Origin of the sequence: Streptomyces sp. 2P-4, assembly GCF_030167965.1 — a bacterium.
In the GTDB taxonomy this organism is placed as follows: Bacteria; Actinomycetota; Actinomycetes; order Streptomycetales; family Streptomycetaceae; genus Streptomyces; species Streptomyces globosus_A.
The window spans coordinates 496,468-514,544 of record NZ_CP095011.1 but is presented as its reverse complement, the minus strand read 5'-3'; the positions used below and the strand labels follow the sequence as shown (position 1 = coordinate 514,544).

Sequence of the window (18,077 nt, the reverse complement as noted above, 5' to 3'; positions counted from 1 at the left end):
GGCGATGCGGGTCGGCCGTCTCGTGAGCTGTCCCGGGGTATATACCCCGAGCACGCCGACCCGAAGCGGAACGAACCTCCGCAAACCACCCACCGGTCAGCATGCCGTGGGAGGAGCACGATCCCGTGCGTGTACCCGGTGAACGTGTGCCACGCCGCCCGGCCCGCGACCGCCACCCGCTCGGCGGCGCGCGGCGGGAGCTGCGCACACAGCCACTGCCACTGGCGGTCGCCGGAAGCGATGAAGAAGATCGCGCAGAACAGCCCGAGCGCCGCCACCGCCGGCACCTGCACCAGCCGCCCGGCGCCGCTCAGCGCCGTGCTGAGCAGCGCCTCGCGGTGGTCGGAGAGGTACGCGCCCATCCGGTCGCGCACACCGGACAGCGCCTCGGGGTCCAGGTCCAGCGGAGGCCGCTGCAGCAGCGGCAGCAGCCGGTCCACGCCCTCGCGGAACTCGGCGACCAGGGAGGGCCACCCCGCGGCCACGGTCTCGCCCGCGAACGCGAGCACACCCAGCAGGACCACGGCACTCCCGACGAGCGCGCAGGCCACGGCCGCGGGGCGCGGCATCCACCGGTTCAGCCGGTCGGCGGCGGGCCGCAGCAGGGCGGTCCCGACCAGCCCGAGGAACACGGCCACGGCCACCTCGTGGAACCGGCCCAGCACCGTGAACGCGGCATAGACCGCCGCGCCCGCCACCAGGAGCCGCCAGGCGTACTCCGACGCGGCGCGCAGCGCGGGCGACACGCGCGGCGGCACATCCTTTCCGCCGGTCCGCCGTGCGTCCGGCCGGCGCGCACCCGCCCGGACGCGCGCCCGCGTCCCGGATCGCCTCACCACCTGTGCGCACCCCCTCTGCCCGCGGCTGCCGGGCCGCCTGCCCTGCGAGGTCCCACGCGGCACGGCGCGCCGCACGCGCCCGCGGCCGGATTCGCCCGAACGAAGCCCCGACGTACCGGAACGCTGAATTCCGTATGCGGCCGTTCCTGCCATGCTTGAGACAGGTGCGCCAGGGCAGACGCACGGCGCCCGCCGAGGAGGCACCGGCCTCCCGGGCACGGACCGAAGGAGTGAGCCTGGTGCGCATCGCGTTTCTGACCGCGCCCGAAGGGGTCGAGGAGATCGAACTCACCCAGCCCTGGAAGGCGGTGCTCGAGGCCGGGTGGATCCCGCGGCTGGTCTCGACCGAGCCGGGGGACGTGCGCGCGTACCGGCACCTCGACAAGGCAGGCCGCCACACCGTCGACGACGTCGTCGGCGAGGCCGGAGGCGACGGCGGCGACGGCGGCAGCCCGGCCGACCTCGCCGCCGGCTTCGACGCCCTCGTCCTGCCCGGCGGCGTCGCCAACCCGGACGCCCTCCGCCTGCACGGGGGAGCGGTCGAGTTCGTCCGCCACTTCGTCGACGCCGGCAAGCCCGTCGCCGCGATCTGCCACGCCCCCTGGACGCTCGTGGAAGCGGGCGCCGTGAGCGGCCGCATCCTGACCTCCTGGCCGAGCCTGGCCACCGACATCCGCAATGCGGGCGGCGCCTGGGTGGACGAGGAGGTCCACGTCTGCCGGGCGGCCCCCTCCACCCTGGTCACCAGCCGCAAGCCGGGCGACCTGGACGCCTTCTGTGCCGCGCTCGTCGAGGAGTTCGGGGGACATGACAACCGTCGGGGTTGAGGAAGAGTACGTCCTGCTCGATCCGCTCACGCGCCTTCCCGTGGCGCGCGCCGAGGACGTCCGCGTCGGAGCGGGCCTCGCGCTGATGGTCGACGAGGGCGAGGTGCAGCACGAGCTGCTCCAGGCACAGGTCGAGGTCGCCACCCCCGTGTGCAGCGACCTGGAAGAGGTCGGCGGCCACCTGCTGCGGCTGCGGCACGCAGTGGGTTCGGCAGCCGAGGAGCTCGGCTGCCGGCTCGCCACCTCCGCCACCGTGCCGCTGCGCGACGGCGTGCCGCCCGCGATCACCCAGGAGACGCGCTACCTCAAGATGCGCGAGGAGGCCCGCCGCCTGGTCGACGAACAGCTGATCAACGGCATGCACGTCCACGTCGGCGTCCCCGACCGCGAGACCGGGCTCGCCGTCATCAACCGGCTCCGGGGCTGGCTGCCCACACTGCTGGCCATGTCCGCGAACTCCCCCATGTGGGACGGCCGCGACACCGGCTTCGCCAGCTGGCGCACCCTCGTCTTCGGCCGCTGGCCGGTGGCGGGACCGCCGCCCTACTTCCCCACCCTCGCCGACTACGAGCAGCGCGTCGACGCGCTGCAGGAGGCCGGCCTCATCGCCGACCGGGGACAGCTGTACTGGCACGCCCGGCTGTCCGAGCGCTACCCCACCGTGGAGGTGAGGTGCCTGGACGTGCAGCTCGACGCGGTCGACGCGGTGCTCCTCGCCGGCATCGTCCGGGCGCTGGTCACCACCGCGATCGCGGAGGAGAAGGCCGGCGCGCCGCAGCCCCGGTGCGCCCAGGAGCTGCTCCAGGCCTCCATGTGGCACGCCGCCCGGCACGGCCTCGGCGGTGCCCTCATGGACCCGGACGGGCGGCGGCACAGCGCGGGCGACGTCTTGTGCATGCTGCTGCAGCACATCACCCCGGCCCTGGAGGACGCCGGCGACCTGCGCGAGGTCAGCGGCCTGCTGCACCGGCTGCTCCAGCAGGGCACCCCGGCGGACCGCCAGCGCCGGGCCCTCACCGAAGGCGGTATGCCGGCGCTGCTGGACCTCATCACCGCCCACGGCCCCGCCGCCTGAGCGGCCGCCGGGGGCCCGGACGGCCGTACGGCCCGTACGGCCGTCCGAGCCGGGCCCGAGGTGCGGGCCACCGGCCCCGAAGCGAGGATGGGCGGGACAAGGACGGAGCGTGAACCGTGGAGATTTCTACGAGGGAGGTCTTCGGCGCCCCGTGCTGGGTGAGCCTCATGGCCCGCGACCTCCAGCAGGCGCAGGAGTTCTACGGCAGAGTGCTCGGCTGGAAGTTCCGGGCCGCCCGCCTGGGCGACGCGTTCGCCGTCGCCGAGGCGGACGGGGTGCCGGTCGCCGGGATCGGGGCGATGGGCGGCGACGTCGTCGTCGCCCCGGCCTGGACGCCCTACTTCGCCGTCGAGGACGCCGACGTGGCCACGGACCGTATCCGCGAGCGCAGCGGCACCATCGCGGTCGGACCCGTGTCCTTCGCCAACGGCGGCCGCGGCGCGCTCGCCGCCGACCGGGAGGGCGCCGTCTTCGGCATCTGGCAGGGCGGGGTCCGCGCCGACTGGCGCGTGGGCCGCGGACCCGCCCCCGCCTGGCTGGAGCTGCGCACCCGGGACGCCTTCGAGGCGGCCATGTTCTACGGCGAGGTCCTGGAATGGGCGACGGGCCGCCCCGGCTGCTGCGAGGTCGCCTACGAGGACGACCAGGTCGTCCTGCGCCAGACGGGCGAACCCGTCGCCCGCCTGAACGGCGGCATCACCGACGCGACCGCGCACATCCCGGAGTCCCGGCCCCGCTGGCACGTCTACTTCCGCGTCCGCGACCTGGACGAGGCCATCGACTCCGTCGGCGCCGCCGGCGGCACCACCCTGTCCACGATCGTCTCCGGCCCCGACGCGCGGTGGGTCACCGTCCGCGACCCGGAAGGGGCGATGCTGACCCTCACCGCCGCGCGGGCCCCGGAGGGCTGACATCCGCGCCGCGGGCGGGCGCTCCCGCCGGGGGCGGCCGTGGCCGGCCGACCTGCCCCCGGCCGCCGGCGCGGCCGTGCTCGCCCCGGCCGTCATCTCCGCCGGACTGGAGCTCCTCGGCCACGAGGAGCTCTCCCTCGCCTTCCTGGCCGTCGCCTGCGCCCTGTACCTGGTCCTCGCGTACGACTTCGCCGTCCGGCTCGTCCGCGACCGCGGCCGGTTCCGCGCCGAGGCCTACACCCCCGCCGCGCTGACGGCCGTGGCCGCCACCACCGTGCTCGGCTGCCGGCTCTCCCTCATGGGGCGGCAGGCCGCCGCGGCCGCACTCCTCGCACTGGCGGCGCTGCTGTGGCCCGGCCTGCTCATCGCCGTCGAACGGCACCTGAAGCGCCGCATGCCGGGCGGCGCCTTCCTCGTCTGCGTCGCCACGCAGGGTCTGGCCGTGCTCTCCGCGATGCTCGCGGACGCCTGGCGCCTCGACTGGCTCGCGCGGGCCGCACTGGCCGCCTTCTGCCTCGGACTGCTCCTCTACGCGCAGGCCCTCGCCCGGTTCGACCTGCGCGAGGTGCTCAAGGGAGCCGGGGACCACTGGGTCGCCGGCGGCGCGCTCGCCATCTCCGCCCTCGCGGGCTCGCGGCTGACCGCGTCCCCCGTGTGGACCGGCGCCCCCCACGCCGCCCTGCGCTGGACCACGCTCGTCCTCCTCGCGCTGTCGCTCGCCTGGTACGCGCTCCTCCTCGGCGCCGAGCTGCGCGCGTGGCGGCCGCGGTACGACATCCGGCGCTGGGCCACCGTGTTCCCGCTCGGCATGACCGCCGCCGCATGCATCTCGGCGGCCGGCGCGACCGGAGTGGCCGGACTGCGGGAACTCGGCGCGGTGCTGCTGTGGATCGCCGTCGCGGCGTGGCTGCTGACCTGCGCCACCCTTGCCGCCGCCGGCCTCCGCCGCCGGCCGGGCGGCCCTGCCGCGGGACGCCCCCTCTCCGGACGGCCGGGATCCGGCCGGCCGACCCGGCACTGACCCAGCCCGCCGGCCTTACGGGCGGGCGCGTCCCGCCCCCGCCTGCCGGGCCGCGGGGAAGCCCGCCGCCGCGACGCACACCAGAACGGCGACCGCCGCGGCCAGCGCCGGCCCCGGCCCCCAGCGCAGCGTCGCCGCCGCCCCGGCCAGTGCCCCGCCGAACAGCACCGCAACCGACCCCAGCCGCCGCAGCGACCCGCGTCCCCACGGGTCGGCAGCCAGCCCGGCCAGGGCCCTGGTGACGACCGTGGTCGGCAGGTCGGGCACGGCCGCCCGGTGCACCACGGCGTTCTGCACGCCCATCGCCAGCCCCAGCAGCACCACGGGCACCGCCTGCGGGCCGCCCGCCGCCCACACCGCCAGGGCGGCGGCCGCCAGCAGCGCCTGCACCGACACCAGCGGCCCGAAGACCCGCCGGGCGGGCCGGCCCCGGCGGAGCGCCCCGCCGGCCACGGCCCCGCCCGCGAACCCGCCGAGCGCCAGCAGCGACGCCCCCACCGACAACCCGTCCGCGCCGGCCAGGGCGAAGGCCAGAAAGGCCGTGTTGCCGGTCATGTTGGCGACGAACACGTGCTCCAGGCCCAGGAAGACCGCCGCGTCGACCAGCCCGCTCACGAACGTCAGCCCGAGCAGCAGCAGCGGCGGAACCGCGGCCGCCGTCGGCCGGCCGTCCCCGTCCATGCACCACCCCTTCCCGCCCGCGCGGTGCGCACGACGGATTGTCGGTGCCCGTCAGTAGGGTCCCTGCATGACCTACACGTTCCAGGTGACCATCGACAGCAACGACCCGCACGTGCTCGCCGACTGGTGGGCCGACGCCCTCGGCTGGGAGGTCGAGCCGACCGACGAGGCGTTCATCCGCCGCATGGTGGAGACCGGTCAGGCGGGCGAGGACGACACGACCACGCACCGCGGCGCCCTGGTCTGGAAGGCCGGCGCCGCGATCCGCCACCCGGAGGGCGCGGACCGGGCGCCCCGCGTGCTGTTCCAACTCGTCCCGGAGCCCAAGACCGTGAAGAACCGCGTGCACCTCGACATCCGCACCGGCTCCGACGACCCCCGGACCGTCGTCGAACGGCTCATCGCCAAGGGGGCCGTGCGCCTGCACGAGGGCCGCCAGGGCCCCTTCACCTGGACCACGCTCGCCGACCCCCAGGGCAACGAACTCTGCGTCACCGAATAGCGTGCACGGGGTCGCCGCCGCTGGCGGCGACCTCTCCACCAGCACAAATTCGGTACCGGGCGGTCCCTCCCGCACCCGAGAATGAGGCATCTCGAAACGGGAGGAACCCATGGGCCACACGCAGGCCTACCTGACCCTGCACGACCTGCTGCCGCAGCAGGACCTGGCGGCTGCCGTCGAAACCGGCCTCGTCAGCCGCAAGCGGCACCCCGAACTGCCGCTGTCCCTCTACACCTACACGCGGACGGCCCAGTACGAGCAGGCCTGGAACGACGTGACCGTGCGCTGCCGGGGACTCGTCGCCGACGACTCCACCGGAGCCGTCGTGGCCCTGCCGCTGCCCAAGTTCTTCAACGTCGGCGAGCACGAGGCGGGCAGGCCGTACGCCCCGGCCCTGCCGGACGAGCCGTTCGAGGTGTACGAGAAGGTCGACGGCAGCCTCGCGGTCGTCTTCCACTACGCAGGCGCCTGGCGGGTCGCCTCCAAGGGGTCCTTCATCAGCGAACAGGCCCGCTGGGCGCAGCGCCGCCTCGACACCCGCGACACGTCCGGGCTGGTGCCCGGGGTGACGTACCTCGCGGAGATCCTGTACCCGCAGAACCGCATCGTCGTCGACTACGGCGACCGCCGCGACCTCGTCCTCCTCGCCGCGTACGGCGCGGACGGCACCGAGGTCCCGCTCGCCGAGGCCGCCGGCCACTGGGAGGGCGTCGGATCCGTGGTCCGCCTGTGGCCCGCCATGCCGCTCGACGAACTGGTGGCGCTCACCGGCGCGAGCCGGATGCCCGGTGGCGACACCGCCGCCGGCACCGAGGCGGAGGGCTTCGTCCTGCGGTTCGCGTCGGGGGTGCGCGCCAAGGCCAAGCTGTCCGAGTACGTACGCCTGCACAAGGTCCTGACCGGGGTCACCGAGCGGGACATCTGGCGTGCCCACGGCGTCCAGCGGTTCGCCGGCCTGCCCGCCAAGCAGCTCGCGCAGACACTGGGGTGCACGGCGGCGGACTTCGAGGCGCATGGCGGCAGGCCGCTCGACGCGCTGCTGGAGCATGTGCCGGACGAGTTCGACGCATGGGTGCGGGGCGTCATCGACCGCCTCGAAGAGGAGGCCGCGCGCCGCGAACGGGCCGTCGACGAGGCATTCCGCGGGCTGGCCCACCTCGCCGCCGACCGGGGCGCGTTCGCGCGCGCCGCGAAGGCTCTGCCGGACGGCGGGATCCGCGCGGCCCTGTTCCTGCGTCTGGACGACCGTCCGACCGGACTCCTCACATGGCGGCAGATCCGGCCGCAGGCGTCCGACCCGTTCAAGCACGACGAGGAGAACTGACCAGTGTCCGCACGACCCGACGAGCCCGCCCGCCCCGTGGTCCACGTCATGACGGGGCTTCCCGCCTCGGGGAAGACGACGGCGGCCCGCGCCCTCCAGGCCGAGGCCGCAGGGCGGATGCGCCGCGTCAACCTCGACGACCTGCGTGCCATGCTCGACCTGCCCGACCCGGAGCGGGGGCGCTCGTACCGGCACGAGCAGACCGTACTGGCCGTCCAGGACGCGGCGGTGCGCGCCGCCGTCGACGACGGCTTCGACGTCGTCGTCGACAACACCCACCTGACGTCGCGGATACCGAAGCGGCTCAAGGCGGCGGTCGCAGGCCGCGCCGAGTTCGCGGTGCACGACTTCACGCACGTGCCCGTGGAGGAGTGCCTGCGCCGTGACGCGGGCCGGGAGCGGCCCGTCGGCGAGGAGGTCATCCGCGGCCTCGCGCTGAAGCTGGCCGGCGCCCGCAAGGGCGGCTGGCGGCTGACCGCGGAGTGGCTGAACGACGAGCCGGCCGTCACGCCGTACACGGCCGACCCGGCGCTGCCGCCTGCCGTGATGTGCGACATCGACGGCACGCTCGCCCTCACCGGCGACCGCAGCCCGTACGACTTCACGCGCTGCGAGGTGGACCTGCTCAACGAGCCGGTGCGCTACGCGCTGGAGGCGTTCCGGCGCGGTGAGGGCGACACGATCGTGCTGCTGTCCGGCCGCGGGGAGGAGCACCGCCCGCAGACGGAGGCGTGGCTCGCGCGGCACGGGGTGCCGTACGACGAGCTGTGGATGCGGCCGCCCGGTGACACGCGGCGCGACGACGTGGTGAAGGCCGAGCTGTTCGACGCCCACGTCCGCCACCGGTACGCGGTGCGCGTGTCGCTGGACGACCGCGACCGCGTCGTGGCGCTGTGGCGGCGCATGGGCCTGCCGACCTGGCAGGTCAACTACGGCGACTTCTAGGCCGTCCCCGGCCGCCGGCCGCGGGGGCGGTGCACGAGCCCATACTGGGACCGTGAGCGTGCTGATCGTGGACGGGGCCAATGTCGTCGGATCCGTGCCGGACGGCTGGTGGCGCGACAGGAGGGGCGCGGCCGAGCGGCTGCGCGACCTCCTGGCACGCCGCGCGCCCTCCGCGGACGAGGAGGTCATCCTCGTCGTGGAGGGCGCGGCCAAGGGCGTCGAGTCGGTGCCCGGGGTACGGGTGGACGCGGCGCCCGGGAGCGGCGACGACCGGATCGTGGAGCTGGCCGCCGGGTACGAGGGGCGCGACTGCGTCGTCGTCACGTCGGACCGGGAGCTGCGCGCCCGGGTCCGGGCGTACGGGGCGCAGTGCGTGGGGCCGCGTGCCGTACGCCCGGGGAGCTCAGCGGGCGGTCAGTTGCCGCAGTAGTCCACGTGGTCGAGGTTCTTGACGTAGCGGGCGGCAACCCAGGCCCTCTTGTGGTCGCCCGTCGCCTTGGCGGCCTTGCCGTCGTCGGCGGGCCGGCCGGAGCGCTTGTCCGCCTCCTCGTCGTCGGCGTCCTCGTCCGCGTCCTCGTCCTCGTCGGCGTCCTCGTCCGTGTCCTCGTCCGAGTCCTCGTTGTCCTGGTCCTCGCGGTCCTGCTCGTCCTCGTCCTCGTCACGGTCGTCGGAGTCGTCGCGGTCCCTGTCCTCGCGGCCCTTGCCGTGCTCGTCGTCGTCCTCGAGGTGCAGGCGGTACCAGAGGTCGTTGCCGTCGACCTTCTCGCCGCGGGCCTTGCACTGGATCGCGACCTTGTGGTCGGCCTTGACGTGGCCGACGACGTCCGAGTGCGTGGAGGGCTTGCTGCGGACCTTCAGGGAGCCGCGGGCCACGACCTTGCCGACGGCGTAGTGCTTGCCGTGCTCCTTGCCGGACTTGTCGCTCTTCGGCTCCAGGAGGACGACCTGGCGGGCCGGCTCGTCGGCGGCGACGGCGGCGCCCGCGCCGGAGAAGCCGAGCACCAGGCTTCCGGCGGCGAGGGCGAGGACGGCCCTGGTGGGCTTCTGCATGTGCGGGCTCCTCATGCGAAGACGTCCACCCGGTCGCGAACGCGTCGCCGGCCGGGGGCGGCGACCGGACGGTCGCCAGGGACGACTATGGCGACGGCGGATCGCACCGCCCCGGTGGCTCACCGGCGTTTAGCCCGAAATGCCCAATGAGGAAGGAATGCTCCCACGAGAGAGCCGCCGGGGATGCGGGGGAGGGGCGGGCCGTCCACAGTGGGGGCATGGGCATCAACGACTACACCGGCGGCCCCGGCGCCGACCAGACCGGCGTGCTCGTCGTCACGACGAACGACGTCCCCGGCTACCGCGTCGAGCGCGTGATCGGCGAGGTGTTCGGCCTCACCGTCCGCTCCCGCCACCTCGGCAGCCAGATCGGAGCCGGCCTGAAGTCCATGATCGGTGGCGAGCTGAAGGGCCTGACGAAGACCCTCGTCGAGACCCGCAACCAGGCCATGGAGCGCCTCATCGAGGGAGCCAAGGCCCGCGGCGGGAACGCCGTGCTGATGATGCGCTTCGACGTCACCGAGGCCGCAGACGTCGGCACCGAGGTCTGCGCGTACGGCACGGCCGTGGTGCTCGTGCCCGCCGGCACGTAGCCCGCCTGCTGGCCGCCCGCCGCCGGACCCGCCCCGCGGGCGGCCCGGCGGCGAACCTATGCTCGGGGCATGTACCGCCAGTCCGTGCCCGACGTATCCGTGATCATCGCCGTGTACAACGCGATGCCGTACCTGAGCGAATGCCTCGAATCCGTCATGGGCCAGACGATCGGAGCCGAACGCCTGGAGGTCATCGCCGTCGACGACGGCTCCACGGACGGCAGCGGCGCCGAACTCGACCGCTACGCCGCCCGGTACCCGCAGTTCCGGGCCGTGCACCAGCCGAACTCCGGCGGCCCCGGCGGCCCCCGCAACCGGGCCCTCGACCTCGCCCGCGGCCGGTACGTCTTCTTCGCCGATGCCGACGACTACCTCGGCCCGGAAGCCCTGCAGCGCCTCGTCGGCATGGCCGAGGCCCAGGGCAGCGACGTCGTCCTCGCCAGGCAGGTGGGCCTGGGCCGGACCGTCTCCGACAAGGCCCACCGGCACGCCGCCGAGGCGGACCTGTACACCTCCGAGGTCTACCGCTCCCTGCACTCGGCCAAGCTGATGCGCCGCCAGGTCATCGAGAACGAGCGCCTGCGCTACCCCGAGGACCTCTGGTACGGCGAGGACCAGATCTTCGTCACCTCCGTCTTCCTGGCCGCCGCCCGCATATCCGTCGTCGGCGACTACGACTGCTACTACCTGCGCCGCCGCGACGACGGGCAGAACCTGACCTCCCGGACGCGCACCGCCCACGAGACCGTCGCGCACATCGAGCGCGTCATGGCGCTCGTCGCCGACCGGGTCACCGACCCGGTCGGGCGCCGGCGCATGCTCGGCCGCCACTTCCGCAGCCTGCTGCGCACCGCCCTGCGGCCGGCCTCCGCCGCCCGCGGCGACGACCCGGCGTACACGCAGGAGGTCTACGTACGGGCGCGGGCGCTCGTCGAGGCGTACTGGACCCCGGACATGGGGGGCGAACTCCCGCGGATCGACTGGATCCGGTTGTACGCGTTCGTGTGCAGCCCGCTGCCCGTCTTCGAGCAGCTCATGGACTGGGACCCGGCCGAGGAGCCGTCGCCCGGCCACCTCGTCGAGAACGGCCGGGTGTACCGCTGCCTCCCGCTCTTCCGCGACCCGGCGGCCGGGCTGCCCGACGTGCTCTACGACGTCACCGACCAGGTGAAGGCGCAGCACGAGCTGTCCTCGCTGGCCTGGCAGGGGCGCCGCCTGCGGATCGCCGGCCACGCCGGCATCCCCTCCCTCGGTGCGGTCGGCGCGGCCGGCGCGGAGACCGAGCTCGTCCTGCGGGAGCGGGAGACCGGTCGGGAGTTCACCGTACCCGCCGAGCCCCGCCCGGTGTCCGAGGCCGCGGAGGAGGCGCCGCAGCCCGACGGCGCCGGGTTCCTCGCCGAGGTGGACCTGGCCCGCATCGCCGACGGCGAGCCGATCCCGCCGGGCACCTGGGACTGCTTCCTGAACGTCCGCGCCGCCGGGGTCACCCGCACCGTCCGGCTCGGCCGCCGGCACGCCCCGGACCTGGACCGGACGGCCCGCCGGGCCAAGGTCCTGGCCCGGGACCCGGGAGGGGCGACCGAACTCGCGGCCGCGCCCTTCTACACGGCGTACGGAAACCTGAGCTTCGAGGTGGTCCGCCGGATTCCGCTGCCCACGGGATGAGGCGGTGCGGGGCGGACGCAGCTCCTGCTGTCCGCCTGTCCGCCTGTCCGTCCGTCCGCCTGTCCGTCCGTCCGCCCGCCGGGCCCGTGCTGCTTCCGAAAACTTTTCCGGGTGATGCGGCAACCTCCGGCGGGGTCGCGCGTCGTGCGGGGGTGAAGGGGCGCCTTCCCGCGCCCTCGACGACCGACCGTGGAGAACCACCGTGAGCCATGCCAAGCGCCTTCCCGCGCCCGTCCGCCGGGCGGCTGCCGCCGCCGTCGCCGCTGCCGCGGCCGCCGGTGCGGCCCTCGCCCTCGCCGGGCCGGCCTCCGCCGAACCCGCGGCGTCCGCGACGCCGTCGCCCGTGCCCAGTACGGCAACCCCCGCGCCGGAGAGCGCCACCCCGAGCCCGGCACCCAGCGCCACCCCGAGCCGGCCGTCCACCCCGGGCCCCCGGCCCAGCGCCTCGGTCAGCCACCCGCCGACCGCCGAGCCCAGCGCCGTGCCCAGTGCGCCCGCCGGGGGCGAGAGGGCCGGCGGCGGGCCCGCCGCGGCGCCGGCCGGCAGCCAGCTCGCCGAGACCGGCTCCTCGACGGCCACGGCCGCCGTCGGGGCGGGCGCGGCCGTCCTGCTCGCCGCCGGGGGCGGCACCCTGTACGCCGTGCGGCGCCGGGCCGGCGGCTGAGGACGCCCGTGCTCCACCTCGCACCGCCCGCACCGCTCACACGCCCCGCCATGCCCGGCTTCCGCCGGGCATGGCGGGGCGTGCGGGCACTGCTGCTCCGCGAACCGTCCCCGCCGCACGTCTCTGCCGGGCTCGGCACAGCCCCGTACGGGCCCGTTCAGGGCCGGGGGTACGGGCCCGCCGGCCCGGAAGGGCAGCCGGGGCCGGGGCCGGGCGACACCGAGCCCCGGCCCACGGTGTCCGCGCTCTACCACGCGCACCGGCTGGGCATGGTCCGCCTGGCCGTCCTGCTCGTCGACGACCTGGCCACCGCCGAGGACGTCGTCCAGGACGCCTTCACCGCCCTGTACCGCCGCCACGGCGAGGACATCGCCGAGGTCGACAACCCCCTGGGCTACCTGCGCACCGCCGTCGTCAACACCTCCCGGTCCGTGCTGCGCCGCCGGCGCACCGCCCGTGCGTGGACGCCGCCGGTCCCGGCGGACGTACCGTCCGCGGAGGAGCACGTCGTCCTCGACGAGGCCCACCGGGAGGTCCTCGCCGCGCTCGCCCGGCTCACCCCCCGGCGCAGGCAGGTCCTCGTCCTGCGCTACTGGGCGGAGCTGAGCGAAGCGGAGATCGCCGCGACCCTCGGCATCAGCCGGGGCGCCGTGAAGTCGAACGCGAGCCGCGCCCTGGACGCGCTGGAACGGATCCTGGAGGGTCGGACATGACGTACGGCGAACGCCCCGTCGAGCATCCGGTCGAGCGCCCGGTCGAGCGCAGACTGCGCCGGGCGCTCGGGGCCCGGGCGGCATCGGTCACCGTACGGGAGCTGCGCCCGGCCGACCCGCCGGGCCCGCATGCGGGCCGCGGGGCCGGCGCGTGGACGCGGCTGTCGCAGCACCGGCGGCGGTTCGCCCTGCCGGCGGCGGCCGGGCTGGCTGCGGCCGCCGCCGCGGCGGCCTACCTGCTGTCCGGGCAGGGCCCGGGGCCGGTGCGGCCGGAGCCGCCCGCCGTGCCGCCCGCGTTCACGACGCCCGAGCCGGTGCCCTCCGCGCCCGGTCCGGACGCCTCGTCGGCGGTGCCGTCACCGGAGCCCTCCTCGCCCGGCGCGACCCGGGCCACACCGGCCCCGGGCCCCTCGCCGACGCCGCAGGGACAGCGGCCGCCCGCCTCGCCCTCGGCGTCCGCTTCGCGGCCCGCTCCGCCGGCGTCCTCCCCTGCTCCGCAGCAGGGGAGTGCGCAGGCGTCCCCGTCGGCGGTGCCGGGCCGCAGCGGCGGGTGAGGCTCCGGAAGCCGCGCGGCCGAAGCCGGCCGTCCTGCTCCCGGGCGCGGGGCCGTGCGCCGGCTACGGGGCGGCCGGGTCCGGGGAGGCGGCTCCGGCGCAGGCCAGGTGGCCCCAACGGGCGCCGACCTTCGCGATCGTCTCCCCGGAGGCGTACGGCTTGCCGCACGGGCAGCTGCCGGGGAACTTCGCCTTGACCGAGGCGCGCCCCCCGCGCCCGGTGGCCTTGCCGCCGGGGGAGGACGCCCGCTTGGCCGGGGCCGCGGAGGGGCGCCGGGCGGGGGTGCTGCGCGAGGGGTCGGGGACGGGGATCCCGGCGGTGCCGAGCGCGGTCCCGGCGGCCTCCTGCGTGGTGGCGGCGTCGCTGGCGGCCTGGTCGGCGATGGCGTTCAGGCGGTCGCCGTCGGTGCGGTGCGCGGGCACGTAGCGGAATTCCACGTCCCGCTCGGTGAGGAGTGCGTCGATCCGCTCGACGAGCTCGCGGTTGGCGACCGGCTTGCCGGCGGCGGTCTTCCAGCCGTTGCGCTTCCACCCGGGCAGCCACTGGGTCACGGCCTTCATGGCGTACTGGGAGTCCATCCGCACCTCGACGGCCGTTCCCGGTTCGAGGGCCTCCAACAGCCGTGCAAGGGCGGTGAGTTCGCCCACGTTGTTGGTGGCCCGGCCGAGCGGGCCGGCCTCCCAGCGCTCCGGGCTGCCCGCCGCGTCGGCGATGACCCACGCCCAGCCGGCCGGTCCCGGGTTGCCCTTCGCCGCTCCGTCGCAGGCGGCAATGATCCGATCAGACATCCCTCGATCATGCCGTACGGCGGGCACTGCCCGCGCCGGGCGGTGGTGGGTGCGCGCTCAGGCCCGGGTCGGCGCCGCCCCGGGCCGTATGTTCTCCACCGCGTCGACGAGGGGGGCGAGCTCCGGGTTGCGGGCTGCCTCGTCGAGCGCCTCCCGCAGCGCGGCGTCGTTGGTCGGTCGGGCGGCTGCGAGCAGTTCCAGGCCCGTCCGGCTCACATCGGTGTAGATGCCGCGCCGGTCGGTGTCGCAGATGTAGCGGCTGAGCAGGCCGCGGTCCTCCAGGCGGCTGACCAGCCGGGTCGTGGCGCTCTGGCTCAGGACCACCGAGTCGGCGACCTGGTTCATGCGCAGGTGCCCGCCGGGGCCGTCGTGCTGCCGGCTGAGGACGTCGAGGAGGGAGTACTCGCGGACGCTCAGGTCGTGGTGCGCCTGCAGCGCGCGCTCGATGTGCGCCTCTATGCGGCTGTGCAGCAGGGAGAGGGCGCACCAGCCCTGGGAGAGGGCGGTGACCGCGCCGTCGGTGGCCGTCATGGGGCTCCTCCTTCCGGGCCGGGTGCCCGCACGCTTCCAGGATAGGGCACCGATGCAATATCCCGCGCTTGCAAATATCCCGCGTCTGCAATTAATGTGGACGCAAGTAAGCGGCGGCTGCAAGGGTCGCGGCGGTACCTCTGTCTCCTCCCTGAAGGGCACCCCCTCATGCCTCTCGCACTCCTGGCCCTCGCCATCGGGGCCTTCGGGATCGGCACCACCGAATTCGTGATCATGGGACTGCTGCCCGAAGTCGCGGCGGACTACGGCGTCTCGATCCCGACCGCCGGGTTCCTCGTCACCGGATACGCGCTCGGCGTCGTCCTCGGCGCCCCCGTCATGACGGTCCTGGGCACCCGCATACCGCGCAAGCGGATGCTGATGCTGCTCATGGGGCTGTTCATCGCCGGGAACCTGCTGTCCGCCCTCGCCCCGAGCTTCGGCGCCATGCTCACCGGACGCGTCGTCGCCTCCCTGGCACACGGAGCCTTCTTCGGCATCGGCGCGGTCGTGGCCGCCGAGCTCGTCGCCCCCGAGAAGAAAGCCGGGGCCATCGCGATGATGTTCACCGGCCTGACCGTCGCCAACGTCGTGGGCGTCCCCCTGGGCACCCTCGTCGGACAGACCCTCGGCTGGCGCACCACGTTCCTGACCGTCGCCGCCCTCGGCGTCGCCGGCCTCCTCGGCATAGCCCGGCTGGTCCCCGAGCTGCCCCGGGCCGAAGGCGTCCGCGTCCGGCACGAGCTGGCCGCCTTCAAGAACGTGCAGGTGCTGCTCGCGATGGCGATGACCGTCCTGGGATTCGGCGGCGTCTTCGCGGCGATCACCTACATCACGCCCATGATGACCGAGACGGCCGGCTTCGCCGACTCCTCCGTCACCTGGATCCTCGTCCTGTTCGGCCTCGGCATGGTCGCCGGCAACCTCGTGGGCGGCCGGTTCGCCGACCGGGCGCTGATGCCCATGCTGTACGGATCTCTCGCCGCGCTCGCCCTCGTCCTGGCCCTGTTCACGGTCACCGCCCACCACAAGGCGGCCGCCGCCGCCACCGTCGTCCTCATCGGCGCCCTCGGCTTCGCCACCGTGCCGCCGCTCCAGAAGCGGGTCCTGGACCAGGCCGCCGGCGCCCCCACCCTGGCCTCCGCCGTCAACATCGGCGCCTTCAACCTCGGCAACGCCCTGGCCGCCTGGCTCGGCGGGCTCGTCATAGCCGCCGGCCTCGGCTGGACCGCCCCGAACTGGGTCGGCGCCACGCTCGCAGCGTCCGCCCTGGTGCTCGCCGTCGTCTCGGGCCTCCTGGAGCGCCGCGCCGCCCCCCGCCCGGGACGCGTCACCGCCGCCTCCCTCCCCCCGGCCACCGCGAACACCGCCCAAGTGCCCGCCGCTGCCGGCCGCTGATCCCGCGGCCGCGTACGGCCCCGCCACCCGAACCGCCGCCGCGGGCCGGGCCGGCTCCTCCACCGGGACCACCGCCCACGACCAGGAGACCCCGCATGTCCGCGACCACCGCCCTCGGCCGGCCGCTGCAGGTCACGGCGGGCGCGCTGCCCGTCCACCCCGGCGGCCGCCTCGTCGGCGCCGTCGGCGTCGGAGGGGCCGACCCCGAGGGGGACCGCGGCTTCGCCGCCCCGGCTGCTGCCGCGCCCGGCCGCCTGACGGCGCAGCCGCTCCCGGGCCCCGCCCCCGATTCGCGCACCCGTATCCCCCGTGCCACGTTGGTACGGGGACAGCGGGAAACACCATGCGGCAGTACGACCACGCCAGGAGACGCCACAGCACCGCGACGGCCACGGCCGCCGCGCTCCTCGCCCTTGTCCTCCCCGGCTGCACGGCCGCCCCCGACAACACCCGAGCCCCCGCCCCCACCCCCGCCGGGACGGCCAGTGCCCCCGGTACGGCAGCCGCGCCTGCGGCCTCGGAGCCGTCGGCGGCGGCCGCCCCCGCCCCCACGCCGTCGTACGAGCTGTCCTCCGCCCCGCGGACCGTGCCGGCCGTCCGCGAGCACGCCCCCGCGCGCGGGCCCGGCTGGCGGCCCGCCGCCGACGCGCGGGTCGTCGTACCGGCGGCCGACAGCGCAGCCCTCGCGGACGAGGGCAGGCTGCTCGCCGGCGAACTGCGCATGCAGTTCACCGACAGCTCCGCGGCGCGCAGCGGCGACGTCGAACTGGCGCTGGGAGCGCAGGGCTCCGGGGCGCCCGAGTCGTACACCATGACCGTCCGGGACGGGCGGGTCCGGATCACCGGGCCCGACGAGGCCGGCGTCTTCTACGGCACCCGGACCCTGAAACAGGAGGTGGCCCGGGCCGGTTCGGCGCCCGAGGGCACGGTCCGCGACGGCCCGGCCCATGCGCAGCGCGGCTTGAACCTCGACATCGCCCGCAAGAACTTCACCGCCGCTTGGATCGAGGACCGGCTGCGGCAGATGGCCGACCTCAAGCTCAACCAGCTCGGCCTGCACTTCTCCGACGACCAGGCCTTCCGGATCGAGTCGGACACCCACCCGGAGATCGTCTCCACGCCGCACCTCACCAAGGCGGAAGTGCGGCGCATCACGGCACTTGCCGCCCGGCTGCACATCGCCGTCGTCCCCGAGATCGACTCGCCGGGGCACCTGGGGGCCGTGCTGCGCGCCCACCCGGACCTCCAGCTGCGCGACGCGCAGGGCAAGGCGGTCAAAGGGGCGGTCGACATAGCGAACCCGGCCGCGGCCCGGCTCGTCGACGAGCTGCTGCGCGAGTACCTGCCGCTGTTCCCCGGCACCTTCTGGCACCTGGGCGCCGACGAGTACCAGGCGCTCGTCTACCGCGACCCGCAGGCGTCCTTCCCGCAGCTGGCCCGCGCCGCCCGGGAGCGGTTCGGGCCGTCCGCGAAGGTCCAGGACCTGGCGACGGGCTGGCTCAACGACCGGGCGGCCGTCGTCCGCCCCGCGGGCCGGGTGCCGAAGGCCTGGAACGACGGGTTCTTCGCCGGGGGCGTCGTGCAGCCCGCCGCCGACATCCAGGCCGAGTACTGGACGGGCCGCGAAATCGGGGCGCGCCCGCCGCTGCCCTACCTGGAGGAGGGCCGCAAGGTCGTCAACCTCAACGACGAGTACCTGTACTACGTCCTCGGCGAGCCGAACGACTTCGCGTATCCGACGGGGCAGCGCATCTACGAGGAGTGGACGCCGCTGGTGCTGCGCGGCAGCACCCCCGTACCGGCCCGGTACGCGCCGCAGATCCTGGGCGCGCGCTTCGCCATCTGGTGCGACCTCGCCGGTGCGCAGACCCAGGAGCAGGTGGCCGCCGGGATCCGGCTCCCGCTGGCGGCGCTCGCGCAGAAGGTGTGGGACGAGCGTCCGCCGCAGCAGGACTGGGCCGCGTTCAAGACCCTCGTGGACCGGCTCTGAGAAGT

At 75.3% G+C, this 18,077-nt stretch carries 19 protein-coding genes and 1 pseudogene; 15 read left to right on the top strand and 5 right to left on the bottom strand.

Translation table 11 applies throughout. The features are described from left to right. Positions 1–125: 125 nt before the first annotated feature. A pseudogene (locus MUK52_RS02385) lies at positions 126–992 on the bottom strand (AI-2E family transporter); the annotation flags it as partial. Positions 993–1,078: 86 nt separating this feature from the next. Here MUK52_RS02385 and MUK52_RS02380 point away from each other — a divergent pair. From MUK52_RS02380 to MUK52_RS02365, 4 genes are all read left to right on the top strand, one after another. Next, positions 1,079–1,666, top strand: coding sequence for a type 1 glutamine amidotransferase domain-containing protein (locus MUK52_RS02380; RefSeq protein ID WP_114058646.1), 588 nt, complete (start codon positions 1,079–1,081; stop codon positions 1,664–1,666). After that, positions 1,647–2,741: a carboxylate-amine ligase gene (locus MUK52_RS02375; protein ID WP_114055479.1), complete on the top strand. Its 1,095-nt coding sequence runs from the start codon at positions 1,647–1,649 to the stop codon at positions 2,739–2,741. The genes MUK52_RS02380 and MUK52_RS02375 overlap by 20 nt, the downstream gene beginning before the upstream one ends. A gap of 167 nt (positions 2,742–2,908) precedes the next feature. Next, on the top strand, positions 2,909–3,652 hold the full coding sequence (locus MUK52_RS02370) for a VOC family protein (RefSeq protein ID WP_114055481.1): 744 nt from the start codon (positions 2,909–2,911) through the stop codon (positions 3,650–3,652). A gap of 76 nt (positions 3,653–3,728) precedes the next feature. Then, the gene (locus tag MUK52_RS02365; RefSeq protein WP_502963532.1) at positions 3,729–4,673 is read left to right on the top strand and encodes a tellurite resistance/C4-dicarboxylate transporter family protein; all 945 of its coding nucleotides are present in this window, start codon (positions 3,729–3,731) and stop codon (positions 4,671–4,673) included. A gap of 15 nt (positions 4,674–4,688) precedes the next feature. Here MUK52_RS02365 and MUK52_RS02360 read toward each other — a convergent pair whose 3' ends face one another. Continuing rightward, positions 4,689–5,354: a YoaK family protein gene (locus tag MUK52_RS02360; protein WP_284574373.1), complete on the bottom strand. Its 666-nt coding sequence runs from the start codon at positions 5,352–5,354 to the stop codon at positions 4,689–4,691. 67 nt (positions 5,355–5,421) lie between these two features. On the opposite strand from MUK52_RS02360, the gene MUK52_RS02355 reads away from it, so the two are divergent. The 4 genes from MUK52_RS02355 to MUK52_RS02340 all read left to right on the top strand — a co-directional run bounded on the left by MUK52_RS02355 (position 5,422) and on the right by MUK52_RS02340 (position 8,555). Continuing rightward, positions 5,422–5,856 (top strand): VOC family protein, encoded by a 435-nt coding sequence (locus MUK52_RS02355; protein ID WP_114055484.1) that lies wholly within the window; start codon positions 5,422–5,424, stop codon positions 5,854–5,856. 109 nt (positions 5,857–5,965) lie between these two features. Next, positions 5,966–7,180 (top strand): RNA ligase, encoded by a 1,215-nt coding sequence (locus tag MUK52_RS02350; RefSeq protein WP_284574372.1) that lies wholly within the window; start codon positions 5,966–5,968, stop codon positions 7,178–7,180. Positions 7,181–7,183: 3 nt separating this feature from the next. Further along, on the top strand, positions 7,184–8,125 hold the full coding sequence (locus MUK52_RS02345; protein WP_246042522.1) for a phosphatase domain-containing protein: 942 nt from the start codon (positions 7,184–7,186) through the stop codon (positions 8,123–8,125). Positions 8,126–8,177: 52 nt separating this feature from the next. Further along, the gene (locus tag MUK52_RS02340) at positions 8,178–8,555 is read left to right on the top strand and encodes an NYN domain-containing protein (protein ID WP_284574370.1); all 378 of its coding nucleotides are present in this window, start codon (positions 8,178–8,180) and stop codon (positions 8,553–8,555) included. Here the strand turns inward: MUK52_RS02340 and MUK52_RS02335 are convergent. Continuing rightward, on the bottom strand, positions 8,540–9,175 hold the full coding sequence (locus MUK52_RS02335; RefSeq protein WP_284574369.1) for an SH3 domain-containing protein: 636 nt from the start codon (positions 9,173–9,175) through the stop codon (positions 8,540–8,542). The genes MUK52_RS02340 and MUK52_RS02335 overlap by 16 nt on opposite strands. Positions 9,176–9,393: 218 nt before the next feature. Between MUK52_RS02335 and MUK52_RS02330 the strand changes: the two genes are divergently transcribed. From MUK52_RS02330 to MUK52_RS02310, 5 genes are all read left to right on the top strand, one after another. Continuing rightward, entirely contained in the window at positions 9,394–9,768 is a 375-nt protein-coding gene (locus MUK52_RS02330) for a YbjQ family protein (RefSeq protein ID WP_114055488.1), read from the top strand. 69 nt (positions 9,769–9,837) lie between these two features. Then, on the top strand, positions 9,838–11,433 hold the full coding sequence (locus MUK52_RS02325; RefSeq protein ID WP_284574368.1) for a glycosyltransferase family 2 protein: 1,596 nt from the start codon (positions 9,838–9,840) through the stop codon (positions 11,431–11,433). 202 nt (positions 11,434–11,635) lie between these two features. Continuing rightward, positions 11,636–12,097 carry an LAETG motif-containing sortase-dependent surface protein gene (locus MUK52_RS02320; RefSeq protein WP_284574367.1) on the top strand — a complete coding sequence of 154 codons (462 nt, stop codon included), beginning with the start codon at positions 11,636–11,638 and terminating at the stop codon, positions 12,095–12,097. A 50-nt stretch (positions 12,098–12,147) separates the two neighbouring features. Further along, complete coding sequence (locus tag MUK52_RS02315; protein WP_502963613.1) at positions 12,148–12,810, top strand: RNA polymerase sigma factor; 663 nt, start codon at positions 12,148–12,150, stop codon at positions 12,808–12,810. Beyond that, positions 12,807–13,364, top strand: a complete 558-nt coding sequence (locus MUK52_RS02310) for a hypothetical protein (protein ID WP_284574363.1) — start codon at positions 12,807–12,809, stop codon at positions 13,362–13,364. Before MUK52_RS02315 ends, MUK52_RS02310 begins: the two co-directional genes overlap by 4 nt. Before the next feature lie 63 nt (positions 13,365–13,427). Here MUK52_RS02310 and MUK52_RS02305 read toward each other — a convergent pair whose 3' ends face one another. Both MUK52_RS02305 and MUK52_RS02300 read right to left on the bottom strand, forming a co-directional pair. After that, entirely contained in the window at positions 13,428–14,153 is a 726-nt protein-coding gene (locus MUK52_RS02305; RefSeq protein WP_114055492.1) for a ribonuclease H family protein, read from the bottom strand. 57 nt (positions 14,154–14,210) lie between these two features. Next, positions 14,211–14,684 (bottom strand): MarR family winged helix-turn-helix transcriptional regulator, encoded by a 474-nt coding sequence (locus MUK52_RS02300; RefSeq protein WP_284574362.1) that lies wholly within the window; start codon positions 14,682–14,684, stop codon positions 14,211–14,213. A gap of 168 nt (positions 14,685–14,852) precedes the next feature. Between MUK52_RS02300 and MUK52_RS02295 the strand changes: the two genes are divergently transcribed. Together MUK52_RS02295 and MUK52_RS02290 are read left to right on the top strand one after the other, a co-directional pair. Then, on the top strand, positions 14,853–16,082 hold the full coding sequence (locus MUK52_RS02295) for an MFS transporter (RefSeq protein WP_284574361.1): 1,230 nt from the start codon (positions 14,853–14,855) through the stop codon (positions 16,080–16,082). 343 nt (positions 16,083–16,425) lie between these two features. Continuing rightward, positions 16,426–18,072, top strand: coding sequence for a beta-N-acetylhexosaminidase (locus MUK52_RS02290; RefSeq protein WP_114055495.1), 1,647 nt, complete (start codon positions 16,426–16,428; stop codon positions 18,070–18,072). Positions 18,073–18,077: the final 5 nt, after the last annotated feature.

Bases quoted from the DNA above. Each gene is read 5' to 3' on its own strand.
- MUK52_RS02335 (WP_284574369.1), bottom strand. From the start codon at position 9,175: ATGCAGAAGCCCACCAGGGCCGTCCTCGCCCTCGCCGCCGGAAGCCTG.
- MUK52_RS02350 (WP_284574372.1), top strand. From the start codon at position 5,966: ATGGGCCACACGCAGGCCTACCTGACCCTGCACGACCTGCTGCCGCAG.
- MUK52_RS02325 (WP_284574368.1), top strand. From the start codon at position 9,838: ATGTACCGCCAGTCCGTGCCCGACGTATCCGTGATCATCGCCGTGTAC.
- MUK52_RS02370 (WP_114055481.1), top strand. From the start codon at position 2,909: ATGGCCCGCGACCTCCAGCAGGCGCAGGAGTTCTACGGCAGAGTGCTC.
- MUK52_RS02300 (WP_284574362.1), bottom strand. From the start codon at position 14,684: ATGACGGCCACCGACGGCGCGGTCACCGCCCTCTCCCAGGGCTGGTGC.
- MUK52_RS02295 (WP_284574361.1), top strand. From the start codon at position 14,853: ATGCCTCTCGCACTCCTGGCCCTCGCCATCGGGGCCTTCGGGATCGGC.
- MUK52_RS02355 (WP_114055484.1), top strand. From the start codon at position 5,422: ATGACCTACACGTTCCAGGTGACCATCGACAGCAACGACCCGCACGTG.
- MUK52_RS02375 (WP_114055479.1), top strand. From the start codon at position 1,647: ATGACAACCGTCGGGGTTGAGGAAGAGTACGTCCTGCTCGATCCGCTC.
- MUK52_RS02330 (WP_114055488.1), top strand. From the start codon at position 9,394: ATGGGCATCAACGACTACACCGGCGGCCCCGGCGCCGACCAGACCGGC.
- MUK52_RS02305 (WP_114055492.1), bottom strand. From the start codon at position 14,153: ATGTCTGATCGGATCATTGCCGCCTGCGACGGAGCGGCGAAGGGCAAC.
- MUK52_RS02310 (WP_284574363.1), top strand. From the start codon at position 12,807: ATGACGTACGGCGAACGCCCCGTCGAGCATCCGGTCGAGCGCCCGGTC.
- MUK52_RS02315 (WP_502963613.1), top strand. From the start codon at position 12,148: ATGCCCGGCTTCCGCCGGGCATGGCGGGGCGTGCGGGCACTGCTGCTC.
- MUK52_RS02290 (WP_114055495.1), top strand. From the start codon at position 16,426: ATGCGGCAGTACGACCACGCCAGGAGACGCCACAGCACCGCGACGGCC.
- MUK52_RS02360 (WP_284574373.1), bottom strand. From the start codon at position 5,354: ATGGACGGGGACGGCCGGCCGACGGCGGCCGCGGTTCCGCCGCTGCTG.